The organism is Rhizobium sp. 01T417 (genome assembly GCF_056398905.1).
The window spans coordinates 67,477-81,416 of sequence record NZ_JBFTQH010000039.1; the positions used below are offsets into that span (position 1 = coordinate 67,477).

Sequence of the window (13,940 nt, forward strand, 5' to 3'; positions counted from 1 at the left end):
AGGTAAATGGCGTTACACGTCGTTTGTTCCTACAGGCACGCACGATCACGCGTGTCACTACTGATTAAGAACAGTCAGCAAATTTAGTCCGCAGCTGAGCCCATGTATCGACTGTGTCCCGATGCTTTTTTTAATCTACGTTTTGCCCATGCCGACCGATGGATAAAAAGCAACATGGCTCGAGAACACGTTCACCAAACGGCGGTGGGGCAATGATTGGCACCTTTTCAGGTGACCGGCCCGGTTCGGGTTGTTGCGCTCGATGGCCTGCCGGTACCCACCATGGACAGCCTGGTTGCTGAGTTGAATGAGCGGGACGCAAGGGTTGGCCGCTTCTCAGGCGCTTCCTCGACCAGCATTGTCACGTTGGCGCAAGTCGCGACGACTGTCACTGCAATAAGCATACCGTCAACGGCTTCATGGCGAGACAAACTCTCCGGTTTTCCGCCAAGCGATCACGTCTATGCGGATATCGCACAAGGGTGGCAGAGTCCGATCTTCAAAAGTGGTTCTCCGAGGTGTCGTGCCGGCAGCTACCCATCCTTCCCAAACGGCATTCATTTCGTCAAAACCCATGAGATCCCGAAGCCAGATGTTTGCTTGAATCAGTTCGTCCCTATCGGTGCCCGCCTCTTTGAGAAGGGCATCAATTCGATAAAGAATTTCGGTCATCTGCGCACTTACGCTGTCTCCCGCGGCGGAGCTGGCGATCTGGCCGACTATATGGACTGTTTGGAGTGGCGTTTCCTCGTCCACGGACGAGTGCGCGATAGCCATCGGCCGGTATCCTTGTTTCACTTGGCATGCCGGTTGCTGCCGAAGGTCAGATTGCAGCCATCGCGCCAGTTGAACAGGCTGTTTTATTTTTCGCGGCTATAACGGGTCGTTATGGGCGGTCCGCCATGGCGGTGTGTCGTGACACGAACTCGACGAGATAACGGACGCCCTCGGATGCCTCGGACTGGGCATAGAATCCAATCTCGATCCGCACTGCGCCAGGTAGGTCGGCGGCCTTGTCCAGCGCACGACACCCCTCGGGGATAGTGGCTTCAAGCATAGGACCGACGCCAATGCCGACCCTTACCGCCGTTGCCATCGCGACCAACGTGGAAGCAACGCATGCCGTCTTCCATTTTATGTTCCGCTGCGACAACGTCGCGATGGTGCGGACATTCCAAGGGCAGCTCTCATCAAACATGATCACGGGGAGCGGCCTGCTTGCGTCGACCACGAAATCCGATCTGACAACCCAGGTGAGATACTCGGTCCAGATCAGGATGGGTTTCCGATTGAGGACGGTGATATCGCAAACAACGATATCGAGTTTCCCTTCATCAAACATCTCTGCCAGACGCCGGTTGGGCTCGACGATTATGTCGATGTCGACCTTGGGGTTCTGAGCCCTGAAGTCACGAAGGATATTTATCAGTCGACTGGCGGCGAAGTCCTCGACGACTCCGAGACGGATGCGCCCTAGAAGTATCTTTCCGGTGAGCCTGCGGCCGACCTCGTCGGAAAGGACCACGATCTCTCGGGCGTAGGCCACCATGATCTGGCCGTGAGCGGTGAGCTCAAGTCCCTTGGACGACCGGGAAAAGAGCGTTACTCCGACGAGCTCCTCGAGCTTGCGGATCTGCATGCTCACTGCCGCTTGCGTTCGGTGCAATTTGGCAGCAGCGCCATTGACCGTGCCGATTTCGGCGACCGTCAGGAACGCCCGCAACAAATATGAATCTAGATCAAGCATTAGGCGGGTTCTTCGTCTGCGTTAAACCAGCCGTGCGACGGTCTCCGTCTTCGGCTAAGCTGGACATTGTACGATCTGAAGTTCATGCGCAACGGCCAGAAGCGTTGCCGTCGTCGGTAATGTCATAATCGCCCCCCACGCCCAGCCCTATAAGGTTTTCTGAACGGACTCGCTGCTGAATGCTGCAATGGGAGCGACTTGAGTATCAGAAATCGTTATAGGCCCTCACGAAATATCAAGGTTGTAAAGCCTTTTGGCTCGGCGAATGATGGCATCTCGGATCAAACGGGGGAGCTTATCTTGACGATTGACCAGGATTTTCTGGAGGGCCTGCGCCGTCGCTTCGGCAATGCCGCCGGCGGTGAAATGCAGGATCCACATTTTCGCGAAGTTGCGGCAAGCGTCTTCAAGGATGGCGACAGCCGCAAATGGCCGTTTGCCGATCCGGCGACCTTCCTTGGCGCGTCCTTCATCGAGAACGGCATCAGGCCGGAGGTTTTGGGGGCCCTTGATGTAGCTCTTATCGGCGTGCCAATGGACCTTGGCGTAACCAATCGAGCCGGATCACGGTTGGGCCCGAGGGCTGTCCGGGCGATCGAACGTGTCGGACCCTACGAGCATGTTCTTCGGGTCGCGCCGATGGGCAAGCTCAAGGTCGCTGATGTCGGTGACGTTGCGATGAGAAGCCGCTTTGATCTCGCCGGTTGCCACGCCGACATCGAGGCCTGCTACCGCATGGTTGCCAGTACCGGAGTGATCCCCTTGTCCGTGGGGGGTGACCATTCCATTTCCGGCGCGATCCTCAAGGGATTTGCAAGCCGTACTCCCGTTGGAATGATCCACATCGATGCCCATTGTGATACGGCCGGGCCATATGAAGGATCCAAGTTCCATCACGGCGCACCGTTCCGGGAAGCTGTCCTCGCCGGTGTCCTCGACCCCAAGAGAACTATCCAGATCGGCATTCGAGGCGGAGCCGAATACCTCTGGGAATTCTCTTTCGCTTCGGGCATGACGGTTATACACGCCGAGGAAGTCGCTGAGATGGGCATCAAGGCCGTCATCGCGCGCGCCCTCGAGGTTGTCGGTTCCGGCCCGACATATATCAGTTTTGATGTCGACAGCCTGGATCCCGCCTTTGCGCCGGGAACTGGAACACCGGAGGTTGGTGGATTGCTTCCGAGAGAAGTTCTCGCCATGCTGCGCGGTTTCCGAGGCGTTAATCTCGTCGGCGGCGACGTGGTGGAGGTCGCACCGCAGTATGACGCGACTACCAATACTGCCCAGATAGCAGCACAGGTGCTGTTCGAACTGCTTTGCCTTGCCACGTTCAGTCCGTCCGCACGCAAGCTGGCCGCCTGAAACAGTCGGACATGTCGTCAAAAATCCAGAACCAAGAAAAAGGGAACATAAAATGAATATGAGCAAACTAGGAAGAACCATCGCCGCTGCTGCCGCATTCACTCTGGTCGGACTGTCGGCACATGCCGACGACCTCGCCGACATCAAGGCCGCCGGCCAAATCAGTGTCGGCATTTTCTCTGATTTCCCTCCATTCTCGTCGGCCAGCGCCGACATGAGCCTCAAGGGATATGATGTCGATGTCGCCCAGAGCATTGCCGACAGTCTTGGTGTGAAGCTCAACCTCGTAAGCGTCACCGGACAAAACCGAATTGCCTATCTGAACGACAAGCGCGTCGATATTCTGATGAGCGTCGGCTTTTCCAAGGAGCGTGCCGAGGTCATCGATTTTGCTGCTGCATACGCCCCGTACTACATCGCGGTCATAGGCCCGGCAGCTGTCTCGATCAAAGGCAAGGATGACCTCGCCGACAAGACAATTGCGGTTAACCGTGGCACGCTCGAAGACACCTCGTTGACGGCTGCAGCACCGGCATCGGCAACGATCCAGCGCTTCGAAAACTACAATTCCGTCATACAGGCCTTCATTTCTGGTCAAACCGAGTTGATGGTGGTCGGAAACGATGTTGGAGCGCAGGTCCTCGCACGCCAGGACGCGTTGAAACCCGAGCAAAAGTTCCAGCTCTTGACGTCGCCTTCGCACATCGCCCTCCGCAAGGGCGAGGAGGGTCTCAAGAGCACCGTCAATGACGTAGTTGCCAAGATGATCTCCGAGGGGAAACTCGACGCAAGCTCGAAGGCCTGGTTGAAGACGCCCCTCAACCCTGAAAATCTCAAGGATTGATCGAAATGAGTGCTCCCCGCCGTGAAAGGATTGGCGATGTCCTATAGCCTTGGCTTCGACTGGCTCTGGGGCGGTGCGGGAGCGCTCGCATATGGTGCGGGCATGACGCTTTTCCTGATTGCCTGCACCACCGTCTTAGGGACGGGGCTCAGTGTCTTTGGTGCTGCTGCGCGAAGAGGTCGGTTCGGCTGGTTGCGACGGGCAGTTGGCATCTATGTTGAAGTGATCCGAAACACTCCGTTTCTCGTCCAGCTGTTCTTCATCTTCTTTGGCCTTCCAAGCATTGGAATCCATCTCAATCCTGTAACAGCGGCAATACTCGCCATGACCCTCAACATGGCGGCCTATACGACCGAGGTCATAGGCGCCGGCCTGGATGCGATCCCGAAAGGGCAAAGCGAAGCGGCACTGGCGCTGGGGCTGAAACCGAGACACGTGTTTTTTAAAGTCGTCTTGCCTCAAGCGCTAAAGGTTATCTTCCCGGCCCTGACAAGCCAGATCGTCATCATGATGCTGGAATCAGCCGTGGTTTCGCAGATTTCCGTTCGGGAACTGGCGCAGGAGGCCGATCTTTTGCAGGCCCGCACGTTTCGTTCATTTGAGACTTATCTGGTCGTCACCATGATCTATCTTGCCATGTCGGCAAGCCTCAGGCGGTTGCTGATCGCTGGTGGTCGTCGGTTTCTTGGAGCGGGAATATCATGATCGAGTTCACGTTCTGGGATATTTTGCGCAATCTTGCCTTCGCGACGCGTTGGACAGTTCTCTTGTCGATCGCCGCCTTTGTCGGCGGGGCAACGGTGGGCATGGCAATCCTCTTTGCTCGGATATCGCAGTCCTTTTGGCCACGGCGGCTCGCGTCGGGCTACATAGCGCTATTCCAGGGTACACCTCTGCTCATGCAGCTTTTCCTGATGTTCTTTGGATTGCCCATGTTGGGATTCCGGATTGAGCCTTGGACGGCTGCCGTGTGCGGGCTGACGCTTTATGCCAGTGCCTATCTGGCCGAGATATGGCGCAGCGGTGTCGAGGCACTTCCACGTGGCCAGTGGGACGCGGGCGCAAGCCTTGGTCTGCACCGCTTGCAGGAACTTCGGCTTATCATCCTACCACAGGCTTTCCGGATAACTCGCGCGCCGACCGTCGGGTTTCTGGTGCAGCTGATCAAGAGCACCGCCTTGACGTCCATTCTCGGCTTCGAGGAGCTGATGAGGACAGCAAATGCCATCAACAATGCGACATTCGAGCCCTTCAAGGTTTACGGCCTCGTTGCTGCAATCTTCTTTGCCCTGTGCTATCCGTTGACTGAGTACGCGCGAAAGCTCGAGAGAGACGCCCCAATTCGTTGATAACGGCTTAGGGAGAGACCTTACGGATTTCCTGCATCGCACCAGCCATAGATTGGGACCATCCGTTAGCTGGGCTTCCTGCCGGGCTCCATTTTGGCGGCCTTGACTTTGCCGGCCTTGACTTTGCCTCCACGCTCAACTCAGGCAGCATTTTGGCGATCGCGGCTCCTCGCCTTATCGAACGTATCGCAAGGCATTTATGACGGCGTCCATATGGGGGCAGGCGTCGCCGTCAGCCAATTTCTGATACAGACCATCTGTGTCCGTTTCATCCCCTTGGCGACATTGCCGTTGAGCGACGCAAAGGGCTCCCGTGATGGTCGCCGCGACAATCGGATCACCGTCGTCTTTTCCGCTTCAGGTTACTGTCAGCAACCCTCTCCAAAACGCGCGTTTGCAGTGGAGTGGTGAAATTGACGAAAATCCCCGGACATATGAGCTCGCTGCGGCCGAGGATCGGAAGCATCGCGCTCTGCATACTGACAAGCTGCTACATCCTCCTATTCTGCAACAATGCGTTCTGGCGGAAGGCAACCGACTATCTCGGAAGCGGAAGCGGTTCGCTATGGGCACTGTACCTCGCGATGCGGGCCCTGTTCGTCGCTGTAATTACTCCATTTTCGACCAAGTACCTCGTCAAGCCGTTTTTGATCTTCCTGATCCTCGTCGCCGCCGTGGCGTCCCATTTCACAGACACGTTTGGGGCGCTTTTCGACAGTGACATGATCCGCAACGCGATGGAGACAACGCCTGCAGAAGCGCGGCACCTGATCACGTCCGAATTCATTGTTCACGTTGCCATCTTCGGGATCATGCCATCTCTCTGACTGCAATCCTCGCCTCACTCGCGATCTTCGGAATCTGTGGCGTGACCTACTCGCGGGAGTATACCGCTGCCGCCAGGCAACGGCGGGACATCGCAAAGAGCGTCAATCCCGTCGCGCCGATTGTCAGCACGGTTCGTTACGTCTTGAACGCAGGGAAAGAGGCATCGCTTGTTGTTCAGCCCGTCGGTGCCGACGCCACGGTCAAACCGTCAGAACCGCCCATCAACAAGCCGCGGGTTACGATAATTGTCGCCGGCGAGACTGCACGCGCGGAGAATTTTTCGCTTGGTGGATATTCGCGCGAAACCAATCCGCGCCTCAAGGCCGCAAATGTCATCTATTTTCCAAATACAACCAGCTGCGGCACGGCTACCGCGACCTCTGTTCCCTGCATGTTTTCGCGGTTCACTCGTGCGGTTTTCACCCACGCAAAGGCTATGGCGAATGAATCACTTCCAGACGTGCTGGTTCATGCAGGAATTGACGTTGCCTGGTTCGACAACAATACGGGCAGTAAGGGCGTTGCTGATCGTGTCCAATACCTCGACTTGGCGAATTCGAAAGATCCGCGATTTTGCCAGGGAGGCGAGTGCCTGGACGGCATCTTCCTGGACAAGCTTGATGGCTGGTTGGACCATGTCAAAGGCGATAGCGTTCTGGTACTCCATCAGCTGGGCAGCCACGGACCCGCTTACTATCTACGATATCCCGAACATCAAGGTAGGTTCGTTCCCGACTGCCGTACCCCGGAGCTTGGCAAGTGTTCGACCGGGGAGATCGTCAATGCCTATGACAATTCGATCCTCTATACGGACGACTTCATCGCGACCATCATCGACCGCCTCAAGTCCCGTTCGGGCAAGATGGAGACGGGCCTCTACCTTCATGGAACACCGTACATGTTTGCTCCCTCGCAGCAGCCAAACGTGCCGTTCCTGACGTGGTTTGACAACGACTTCGGTAAGTTCGATGGATCTGGACACGGCTTGCCTCCGAAGAGAGGTACTTGGCGCGACGTCTCACGACAACCTGTTCCACAGCGTGCTCGGTATGATGAACGTGGAGACGTCGGTTTACGACAAGCGGCTCGACGTATTCGCAAAGTGTAGGAGTCGAAATTCGTGAACATCGTTTCCACGCGACAGCAACCAACAGATAGGAGGCGCGATCGGGTGAATGTGCTTGTCGTCGAGGACAACGTCGACATCGGGGACGCTCGTCTCATGTCGTGGCTGATGGGCATTGCGTTGACTGGTGTGTGAACCTGAAGGACGCTGCCTGTCGACTGCGATCGAAGAAGTATGATCTGGTGCTTCTGCACCTGTGGCTGCCGGACGGCAATGGCCTATCCCTCCTGCGAGCTATCCGAAGGGAAGGTGACAAAACCCCGGTTATCATTATGACGGCGCAGGACCAATACAGCGATCGACTGGCGGGAATTGAGGGTGGGGCAACCGATTTCCTCGTGAAACCTTTCGACCTGGCCGAACTCTCCGCACGATTGAAGAAGATCGGGCGATGAGGCGGGCGTATCACGCAATGTGCCAGCTTAGTACGTGTGGTGCGCGCGGCTCTTTGGGCGTTCGCGTGCTGGATCGCCTTCAGGCGTTGCATTTCGCCAGCGGTGTCAATGGCGTTGCCTTCAGGTAGCCGTCAGAATACTGTGACAACATCGCGGCGCGCCGGGTGTGCAGGGGAAACGCACGCCCATTTGACATTGCTATACATTTGGAGCGGATATGACCGATAAGTCTAGCCGTCTTGTGCTGCATACAAGTTCGCGTGACGAGGTGTTTGCCGACGAACGCAATGCTGTTGAGGATTTCTCGTTCAACTCCACCGTCGCGAATGTCTTCGATGACATGGTGAGCCGCTCTGTCCCGTTCTACGGAGAGATGCAGCGGATGGTTTGCGAGTTGGCCCGGGACTTTGCCCAGCCTCAGTCCAACCCGGCTTCTCCGTGGAAAACGCCAGCGTCGTGACGATGTTGTTAACTTTGCAATTTGTACGTCCGCTCTTCCGCGAGCGGGTGATGAAAACGATCTACGACGGTCTCAACGAACACGGATGCCTGTTGCTGATCGAGAAGTTGACCAGCGAGGACACGACCTTCAACAGGCTTTTCATCGACCACTATTACGACTTCAAGCGGCGTAACGGSTATTCCTCGATCGAGATATCAAAGAAGCGGGAGGCGTTGGAAAACGTTCTCATCCCTTACCGCCTCGAGGAGAACACCCAATTGCTCAAGGAGGTGGGCTTCAAGAGCACGGAAGTGTTCTTCCGTTGGTATAATTTCTGCGGCATCGTCGCGGTTAAGTGAGACAAAATTCCATGAAGAATCTCATGCTGTCGATCGGGAATTTCTTTTTCAAATATCGAAACCAGGCGTTTCCGCTCATCATCGTCGCATTGTTTGTTGCTACACCGCCGGCCRCGACGGTTCTGGGCAGTGCGACGCTCGAACGGTGGAAAGACGCCGCCGCACTGCTCATCGTATCGGCGGGYTTGATACTGCGCGCAACCGTGATCGGTTATGCCTAYATCAAGCGTGGCGGCCTGAATAAGCGGGTCTATGCCAAGGACCTGGTCACGGAAGGCATGTTCGGTGTTTGCCGCAACCCGCTGTACGTTGGGAACATGCTCATCTACTCCGGGCTCTTCCTGTTCCACGGTAATCCAGTGGTCGTTGCCGTCGGATGCTTGTTGTTCGGGTTTATCTACCAGTGCATCATTTACGCCGAAGAGGCGTTCCTGGCTGACAAGTTCGGGGAGGCCTACAGTGCGTACTGCCGGGACGTCCCCAGGTGGGGGCTGAAGCTGAGTGCATTTTCGGCATCCACGGAAGGAATGGCATTCAATATGAGGCGCGTTATTGCCAAGGACTACTCGACGATGTCGTCGACGCTGATCGCGCTGTTGGCCACCGAGTTCTACCGGGTGGCGGCCGATTCGATATCGGATCAGGAGCTCTCTGCCTGCCAGGTGTTCTGTCGTGAACGGCTTCACATATGGTAACCCCCTGGGTGACGGTAACTGTGCGGTTCGGGGCAGCCGAAATGCGAAGGAACGTATAAGTGCCCAGTGTGGTGCTACTAACCTGGTAGCTTGAACAGCGCGCGTGCACGATCGACCAGCTTGCGCCCGGCGGAGCGTCTCGGGATTTCAAAAATGATGTTGAAGAGGCGGCGGTAGCTGTCGTCGGGAGAGGTAAGTGCTGTAGCGCCGTGCCAGGCCGACGACGTGTTCTTGAAGAGAAAGCTGTGGTTGTCGGTGATGCAAGCTGCAGCGCTGGTCTCGAAATCCGCGAAATCGGGATTCATAGCTTCGATCTTCTTGCCGCCGAGTACCAGCGTGGCGCCACCCCACTCGGGGTTCCAATCATCGCTCGTATTGAAATAGAGAATATGCGTCCCGATCTTTGTTGGGGTGTCGAGATGCGGCGAGACCTCGGATCCCCGCGAGCCAATGTGCCAGGCATAGCGCGGGATGAATGTGGAAACTCCGAGCGCACGGCGAATGAAACGTTGGTATTCTTCGCTCGTCTCTAGTTCGTCCAAGAAACCCTGCCAGGCCGTGGGCAGTTGTTCGCGACCGACAACGCCACCGGCTTCCGCTGGCCTGTCTCTATGATAGATCGAGTTCTCGTAGGCCAGATAGTGGCGGTTGTGCGGGCGCTGACCATGAGATCGACGTATATTGTTGTGGTATTCGAACAGCTCAAGCGATGGGAAGTTGGTATAGAGGGACTGAAATCCCTCCTGGGTCAAAAAGCCTCCAATGTTCTCCCAAGGAAAGGGGGACCTTTTCCTGAACGCGTCAAGGTCGAACCGCCGCAGCAGTTCGTAGTCAATAAAGGTCCCCTTCATGGAATGCCCCTCCGCTGCCTCTTTCCCCAAACCGGTACTTCAAAAATTGCGTAAATTGCTGACCCGAGCCTGAAGGGGGCGTCGTAGGATGTTGATTTGCTCGCGCCGACTCAGAATTGCTGCTGTTGCCGGTGAGGCTTCGGCTCATTCACTGGTGATCAGCATATGCAGCATCGATTCCAGCGCGCGAACCTTACCCCTGACTGCCCTGCAGCAGGCGGCGGGTTGGGCTTCGGGACGACCTACACGAGCCTGCTCTTCCTCGGGCTGGTCGTCGCTATCGTGATCTATATGACGCTGTCCCAAAGCTCGAGCGAGCCGACAGAAGCAACCCGTTAACTGTCGCAAAAGGTAATCGTCGGTATGATTTGCCGGTTCAGGTGTTTGTCAGGCTGATGAGGGATACGTGACAATCTCAGGCTTCATTCGTTGAGATTTGAATATGGCGCACGTGGGCCAGTCCTCTTATACGCCAGCCCCTCCGGCTACGGCGGTACTCGCACTGATCGTCGCATGGTTCGCGTTGCTGGCCGCGTTCTATCTCCATCCTTCCCTTGACGTCGAGGTGTCCTCGTTCTTCTTCACCGGCCCACTCTGTGAGGCAGCTCTTCCAGATTTTGTCTGCGGGTACTTCCCACTTCGTCGACTGCAGGTCGTCGAACACGTGAGGCAGATCCTGTACGTGCTTCCATACGCAGCAGCAGCGCTGATTGTCGTGGTCGGTGCGAGTGGCTTTTTTTCAAGGGAAATTCGCAATCGCATTCCGATGGGCAGGCTGGTGGTTGCGATCGTAAGCCTTTGCTTGGGGCCGGGACTAATTGTAAACGGGTTTCTGAAATCCTATTCGGGCAGACCTCGGCCTGTACAGACGAGCCTCTTCGGCGGCCCCTTCGATTTTGCAGCAGCCGGGACGTTCGTTGGCGAGTGTGCCAAGAACTGTTCCTTTGTCTCTGGCGAAGCCTCCGGGGCAGGGTGGCTGCTCTGTCTTCTCTTCCTGCTGCCGTCCCGTATTCGCCTGTGGGTTGGACCGCCATTGGTCGCAGGCTCGTTGATAATGGCAGGTTTGCGTGTCGCAGTGGGTGCACACTACGCGTCTGATGCGTTGCTTGGCTGGCTATTGGCGATCATTCTCTTCATGGCATTTCTGATTGTCGAAGCCCGGATTGCCGACAAGCTGAAAGTCGGCTGGCCGCGGTGATCGCCCAGCCTATACGGCGCGGCGTGTTAATCCAGGAGTTCTGGCGGGTTCGCACGAAAGCCCGTCTTAACCGCTGCCGACAATCGATGGTCATATCGAGCTATCTCGCACACATGGGGTTTTTATTGAAGCTCTCTCGCATTCAACAAACGGCTCGCATGTGCTAGGGACAGACTATGAAAATCCTTATCGTTGAAGACAACAAAGAACTTGCCGATTGGCTCGGCAAGGCGCTTCGGCAAGCCCAGTATGCAGTGGACATCGCCTTCGACGGCGAAGATGCCGAGTTGATGCTCAAAGTCGCGAGCTATTCGGTGGTCATTCTTGACCTCTCCCTTCCCAAGATCGATGGCATGACGTTGTTGAAACGCATCCGTCAAAGCGGCGAGAAGGTGCCCGTGATTATTTTGACGGCCAATGCCAGCCTTGACGGTCGGGTAGCCGGGCTTGATGGCGGCGCGGACGACTACCTCGCGAAGCCCTTCGAAATCGCGGAACTGGAAGCCAGGATCAGAGCGGTCGTACGACGCGGGCAAGACAGGGCCGCGCCCGAAATCATGGTGGGCGATCTGAGATTTGCTGGCTCAACGCGTCAGTTCTTCATCGGCGGTGAACCGCTAGCCCTTACTCCGCGCGAACACGCGGTGCTGGAATACTTGGTTATGAAGGTGGGGACCACGGTGTCAAAGGCCACGCTGTCCGAGAGCGTATTCGGTTTCGATGACGAGGCCGACCCGACTGCAATCGAGATTTATGTTCACCGTCTGCGCAAGAAGCTTGAGAGAAGCTCAGCGCAGATCGCGACGTTGCGTGGTCTAGGCTATCTGCTCCGAGATGCACAGTGATATGCGGCTGGCGTGGTACAACTATCCGCGGTCGGTTTTCGGGCGGCTTCGCGAAAGCCTGCGAGCGCAACTGCTTGCGTGGGTGATCCTGACGCTCTTCGGCGCGATCTGTTTCAATATTTACGACAGCTTCCGAACCGCAGACGCCGCGTCGAAGCTTGTTACAGACCATACGCTGCTTGCCTCGGCCCGCGTCATCGCGGAAGCGGTTCGCGTTGACGCAGGAGGTACCGTTGAGGTTGATGTCCCGCCTGCGGCAATCGAAATGTTCGATACTGGATACGGGGATCAAGTCTTCTACCAAGTCATTACGGCTTGGGGAAATCTAGTCGCGGGATATCCCGAACTGCCATTGCCGACGGTCGAGCGGGTAGGGCAGGATCGTGCCTTTCGTAACGCCGGGGTACGAGCGCTGACGCTGAACCACCCGGTTGTTGGGCTCCCCAAAGACGGCGAAATCGCCGTGACGGTTGCGGTCACCCACAACGCTCAGAATGCGTTGCGGCGCCGTCTGTGGTTCTCGGATTTCACGAAGCAGGTTGTCCTCGTGCTCCTCGCGGGTGTTGTCACGATTATTGGTCTCCAGCGGGGGCTCGCTCCCGTGCTTAGATTGCGCGATGCGGTTCGTGAGAGAGGTCGAGATCGGCTCGACCCTTTGTCACCGTCGATGGTGCAATCCGAGCTGCGCCCACTGGTTCTCGCGCTCAACGACCATATGGAGCGGGTCCAAAACCAAATGGCCGCTCAACGGCGATTTGTCTCGAACGCAGCACATCAACTCCGCACGCCCCTTGCGCTCATTTCAACGCAGGCCAGCGTTGCGGCAAGGGAGAAAAATACAGAGCGCCGCGATGAGGCCCTACAGGCGCTTCGCAACAGCACGCAGCAGATATCGCGGCTTGCCAGTCAGCTCCTGACCCTGTCCCGCGCAGAGCCTGGAAGCAGACGGCCACGGACAGACGTTGTCGATCTCGTCACCGTTGCAAGGGAGGTACTCGGCACGCAAGCCGAGGAAGCGCTGCGCCGTGGCATCGACATCGGGCTGGAGGAAAATGGTTCCGTCGACGTTGAGGGCGACGGCACCATGCTGCGGGAGATGCTGGTAAACCTCGTTGACAACGCCATCCGCTACACGCCTGCGCCTGGCCGGGTCACTGTGGCCGTAACGCGACAAAATGGGACAGCCGTGCTTCGTGTCGAGGACAACGGGCCGGGAATTCACCCAATGGAGCGCGAGCACGTCCTCGAGCGCTTCTATCGCATTATGGGCACCGAAGAGGAGGGAAGCGGCTTGGGGCTAGCCATCGTTCTTGAGGTTGCGACGGGTGCCGGTGGAACCCTTTGGTTGGATGACGCCAAGGGTGGCGGACTGGTGGTAACCGTTCGGCTGCCTGCAAGAGCCAAACACTGAGCGCGTTAGCGGGCCCCAAGATGCTCAGCCTCGCAAGAAACCAGGCTGACAGGGCAAGGTCTTCAAGCTGAAAGGCCTTCCATGAACCCTGGAGGCTGGACTGTCGCAACAGATGCTAGCACCAAAAAAATAGGGCCATCGATTGTCGAGGCCCAAGGTGTGGAGGTTTGAAAACCTCCAGAGGGGAACGGTCGGTGCATGGGATGGGAGGTGTTACCCACGTTAACCACCGACTGCACAACATATACGGGCATTTTGTCGACAAAGCAATGGACCGGATCCATCTTTGGGCAACTCTGCGCAGCCGACTAACACGCATAGGTAAGCATCGCTCCATCCTGTTTTTCAATGGTGGCGCTGCGTTGACGATAAGCGACGCTGGATCAGTGGGCGGGGCCCCCGTAGCTTTGATTCTAATTGCTGGGCGTTTACAGGTGCCTGATGGTGGCCATCTATTGCTTTAAATCAATATGTTACTTCGGTTGACG

General features: G+C 56.8%; 16 protein-coding genes and 1 pseudogene. 14 read left to right on the forward strand and 3 right to left on the reverse strand.

The window, feature by feature from the left end; translation table 11 throughout:
* Positions 1-417 precede the first annotated feature (417 nt).
* Both AC1DPR_RS26200 and AC1DPR_RS26205 read right to left on the reverse strand, forming a co-directional pair.
* Positions 418-777 carry a RidA family protein gene (locus AC1DPR_RS26200; RefSeq protein WP_477817459.1) on the reverse strand — a complete coding sequence of 120 codons (360 nt, stop codon included), beginning with the start codon at positions 775-777 and terminating at the stop codon, positions 418-420.
* A gap of 109 nt (positions 778-886) precedes the next feature.
* Positions 887-1,747, reverse strand: coding sequence for a LysR family transcriptional regulator (locus AC1DPR_RS26205; RefSeq protein ID WP_477817460.1), 861 nt, complete (start codon positions 1,745-1,747; stop codon positions 887-889).
* 300 nt (positions 1,748-2,047) lie between these two features.
* Between AC1DPR_RS26205 and speB the strand changes: the two genes are divergently transcribed.
* The 10 genes and pseudogenes from speB to AC1DPR_RS26255 all read left to right on the forward strand — a co-directional run bounded on the left by speB (position 2,048) and on the right by AC1DPR_RS26255 (position 9,147).
* Positions 2,048-3,109, forward strand: a complete 1,062-nt coding sequence (gene speB, locus AC1DPR_RS26210) for an agmatinase (RefSeq protein ID WP_477817461.1) — start codon at positions 2,048-2,050, stop codon at positions 3,107-3,109.
* A 58-nt stretch (positions 3,110-3,167) separates the two neighbouring features.
* Positions 3,168-3,953 (forward strand): transporter substrate-binding domain-containing protein, encoded by a 786-nt coding sequence (locus tag AC1DPR_RS26215; RefSeq protein WP_425349797.1) that lies wholly within the window; start codon positions 3,168-3,170, stop codon positions 3,951-3,953.
* A gap of 36 nt (positions 3,954-3,989) precedes the next feature.
* Positions 3,990-4,658: an amino acid ABC transporter permease gene (locus AC1DPR_RS26220; RefSeq protein ID WP_477817462.1), complete on the forward strand. Its 669-nt coding sequence runs from the start codon at positions 3,990-3,992 to the stop codon at positions 4,656-4,658.
* Positions 4,655-5,302, forward strand: coding sequence for an amino acid ABC transporter permease (locus AC1DPR_RS26225; protein WP_112648713.1), 648 nt, complete (start codon positions 4,655-4,657; stop codon positions 5,300-5,302). The genes AC1DPR_RS26220 and AC1DPR_RS26225 overlap by 4 nt, the downstream gene beginning before the upstream one ends.
* Before the next feature lie 584 nt (positions 5,303-5,886).
* Positions 5,887-6,212: pseudogene (locus tag AC1DPR_RS26230) on the forward strand (phosphoethanolamine transferase domain-containing protein); the annotation flags it as partial.
* A gap of 60 nt (positions 6,213-6,272) precedes the next feature.
* Positions 6,273-7,238, forward strand: a complete 966-nt coding sequence (locus tag AC1DPR_RS26235; protein WP_477817510.1) for a phosphoethanolamine transferase — start codon at positions 6,273-6,275, stop codon at positions 7,236-7,238.
* Between the two features lie 149 nt (positions 7,239-7,387).
* Positions 7,388-7,651 (forward strand): response regulator, encoded by a 264-nt coding sequence (locus AC1DPR_RS26240; protein WP_477817463.1) that lies wholly within the window; start codon positions 7,388-7,390, stop codon positions 7,649-7,651.
* Positions 7,652-7,868: 217 nt separating this feature from the next.
* Positions 7,869-8,111 carry a hypothetical protein gene (locus tag AC1DPR_RS26245; RefSeq protein WP_477817464.1) on the forward strand — a complete coding sequence of 81 codons (243 nt, stop codon included), beginning with the start codon at positions 7,869-7,871 and terminating at the stop codon, positions 8,109-8,111.
* Positions 8,112-8,161: 50 nt separating this feature from the next.
* A complete protein-coding gene (locus AC1DPR_RS26250) occupies positions 8,162-8,452 on the forward strand; it encodes a class I SAM-dependent methyltransferase (RefSeq protein WP_477817465.1) in 291 nt (96 codons plus the stop codon).
* A gap of 11 nt (positions 8,453-8,463) precedes the next feature.
* Positions 8,464-9,147, forward strand: a complete 684-nt coding sequence (locus AC1DPR_RS26255) for a methyltransferase family protein (protein WP_477817466.1) — start codon at positions 8,464-8,466, stop codon at positions 9,145-9,147.
* A 77-nt stretch (positions 9,148-9,224) separates the two neighbouring features.
* On the opposite strand, the gene AC1DPR_RS26260 is transcribed toward AC1DPR_RS26255, so the two are convergent.
* Positions 9,225-9,998 carry a 2OG-Fe(II) oxygenase gene (locus tag AC1DPR_RS26260; protein ID WP_477817467.1) on the reverse strand — a complete coding sequence of 258 codons (774 nt, stop codon included), beginning with the start codon at positions 9,996-9,998 and terminating at the stop codon, positions 9,225-9,227.
* A 165-nt stretch (positions 9,999-10,163) separates the two neighbouring features.
* Between AC1DPR_RS26260 and AC1DPR_RS26265 the strand changes: the two genes are divergently transcribed.
* The 4 genes from AC1DPR_RS26265 (at position 10,164) to AC1DPR_RS26280 (ending at position 13,452) form a co-directional block, all read left to right on the forward strand.
* The gene (locus AC1DPR_RS26265; RefSeq protein WP_477817468.1) at positions 10,164-10,337 is read left to right on the forward strand and encodes a hypothetical protein; all 174 of its coding nucleotides are present in this window, start codon (positions 10,164-10,166) and stop codon (positions 10,335-10,337) included.
* A gap of 103 nt (positions 10,338-10,440) precedes the next feature.
* Positions 10,441-11,196 carry a phosphatase PAP2 family protein gene (locus AC1DPR_RS26270; protein ID WP_477817469.1) on the forward strand — a complete coding sequence of 252 codons (756 nt, stop codon included), beginning with the start codon at positions 10,441-10,443 and terminating at the stop codon, positions 11,194-11,196.
* Positions 11,197-11,372: 176 nt separating this feature from the next.
* The gene (locus AC1DPR_RS26275; RefSeq protein ID WP_477817470.1) at positions 11,373-12,041 is read left to right on the forward strand and encodes a response regulator; all 669 of its coding nucleotides are present in this window, start codon (positions 11,373-11,375) and stop codon (positions 12,039-12,041) included.
* On the forward strand, positions 12,031-13,452 hold the full coding sequence (locus tag AC1DPR_RS26280) for a sensor histidine kinase (protein ID WP_477817471.1): 1,422 nt from the start codon (positions 12,031-12,033) through the stop codon (positions 13,450-13,452). Before AC1DPR_RS26275 ends, AC1DPR_RS26280 begins: the two co-directional genes overlap by 11 nt.
* Positions 13,453-13,940: the final 488 nt, after the last annotated feature.

Excerpts from the sequence above, each read along its gene's own strand:
- AC1DPR_RS26200 (WP_477817459.1), bottom strand. The coding sequence starts at position 777 with ATGGCTATCGCGCACTCGTCCGTGGACGAGGAAACGCCACTCCAAACA.
- AC1DPR_RS26205 (WP_477817460.1), bottom strand. The coding sequence starts at position 1,747 with ATGCTTGATCTAGATTCATATTTGTTGCGGGCGTTCCTGACGGTCGCC.
- AC1DPR_RS26215 (WP_425349797.1), top strand. The coding sequence starts at position 3,168 with ATGAGCAAACTAGGAAGAACCATCGCCGCTGCTGCCGCATTCACTCTG.
- AC1DPR_RS26220 (WP_477817462.1), top strand. The coding sequence starts at position 3,990 with ATGTCCTATAGCCTTGGCTTCGACTGGCTCTGGGGCGGTGCGGGAGCG.
- AC1DPR_RS26225 (WP_112648713.1), top strand. The coding sequence starts at position 4,655 with ATGATCGAGTTCACGTTCTGGGATATTTTGCGCAATCTTGCCTTCGCG.
- AC1DPR_RS26245 (WP_477817464.1), top strand. The coding sequence starts at position 7,869 with ATGACCGATAAGTCTAGCCGTCTTGTGCTGCATACAAGTTCGCGTGAC.
- AC1DPR_RS26260 (WP_477817467.1), bottom strand. The coding sequence starts at position 9,998 with ATGAAGGGGACCTTTATTGACTACGAACTGCTGCGGCGGTTCGACCTT.
- AC1DPR_RS26265 (WP_477817468.1), top strand. The coding sequence starts at position 10,164 with ATGCAGCATCGATTCCAGCGCGCGAACCTTACCCCTGACTGCCCTGCA.
- AC1DPR_RS26270 (WP_477817469.1), top strand. The coding sequence starts at position 10,441 with ATGGCGCACGTGGGCCAGTCCTCTTATACGCCAGCCCCTCCGGCTACG.
- AC1DPR_RS26275 (WP_477817470.1), top strand. The coding sequence starts at position 11,373 with ATGAAAATCCTTATCGTTGAAGACAACAAAGAACTTGCCGATTGGCTC.
- AC1DPR_RS26280 (WP_477817471.1), top strand. The coding sequence starts at position 12,031 with ATGCACAGTGATATGCGGCTGGCGTGGTACAACTATCCGCGGTCGGTT.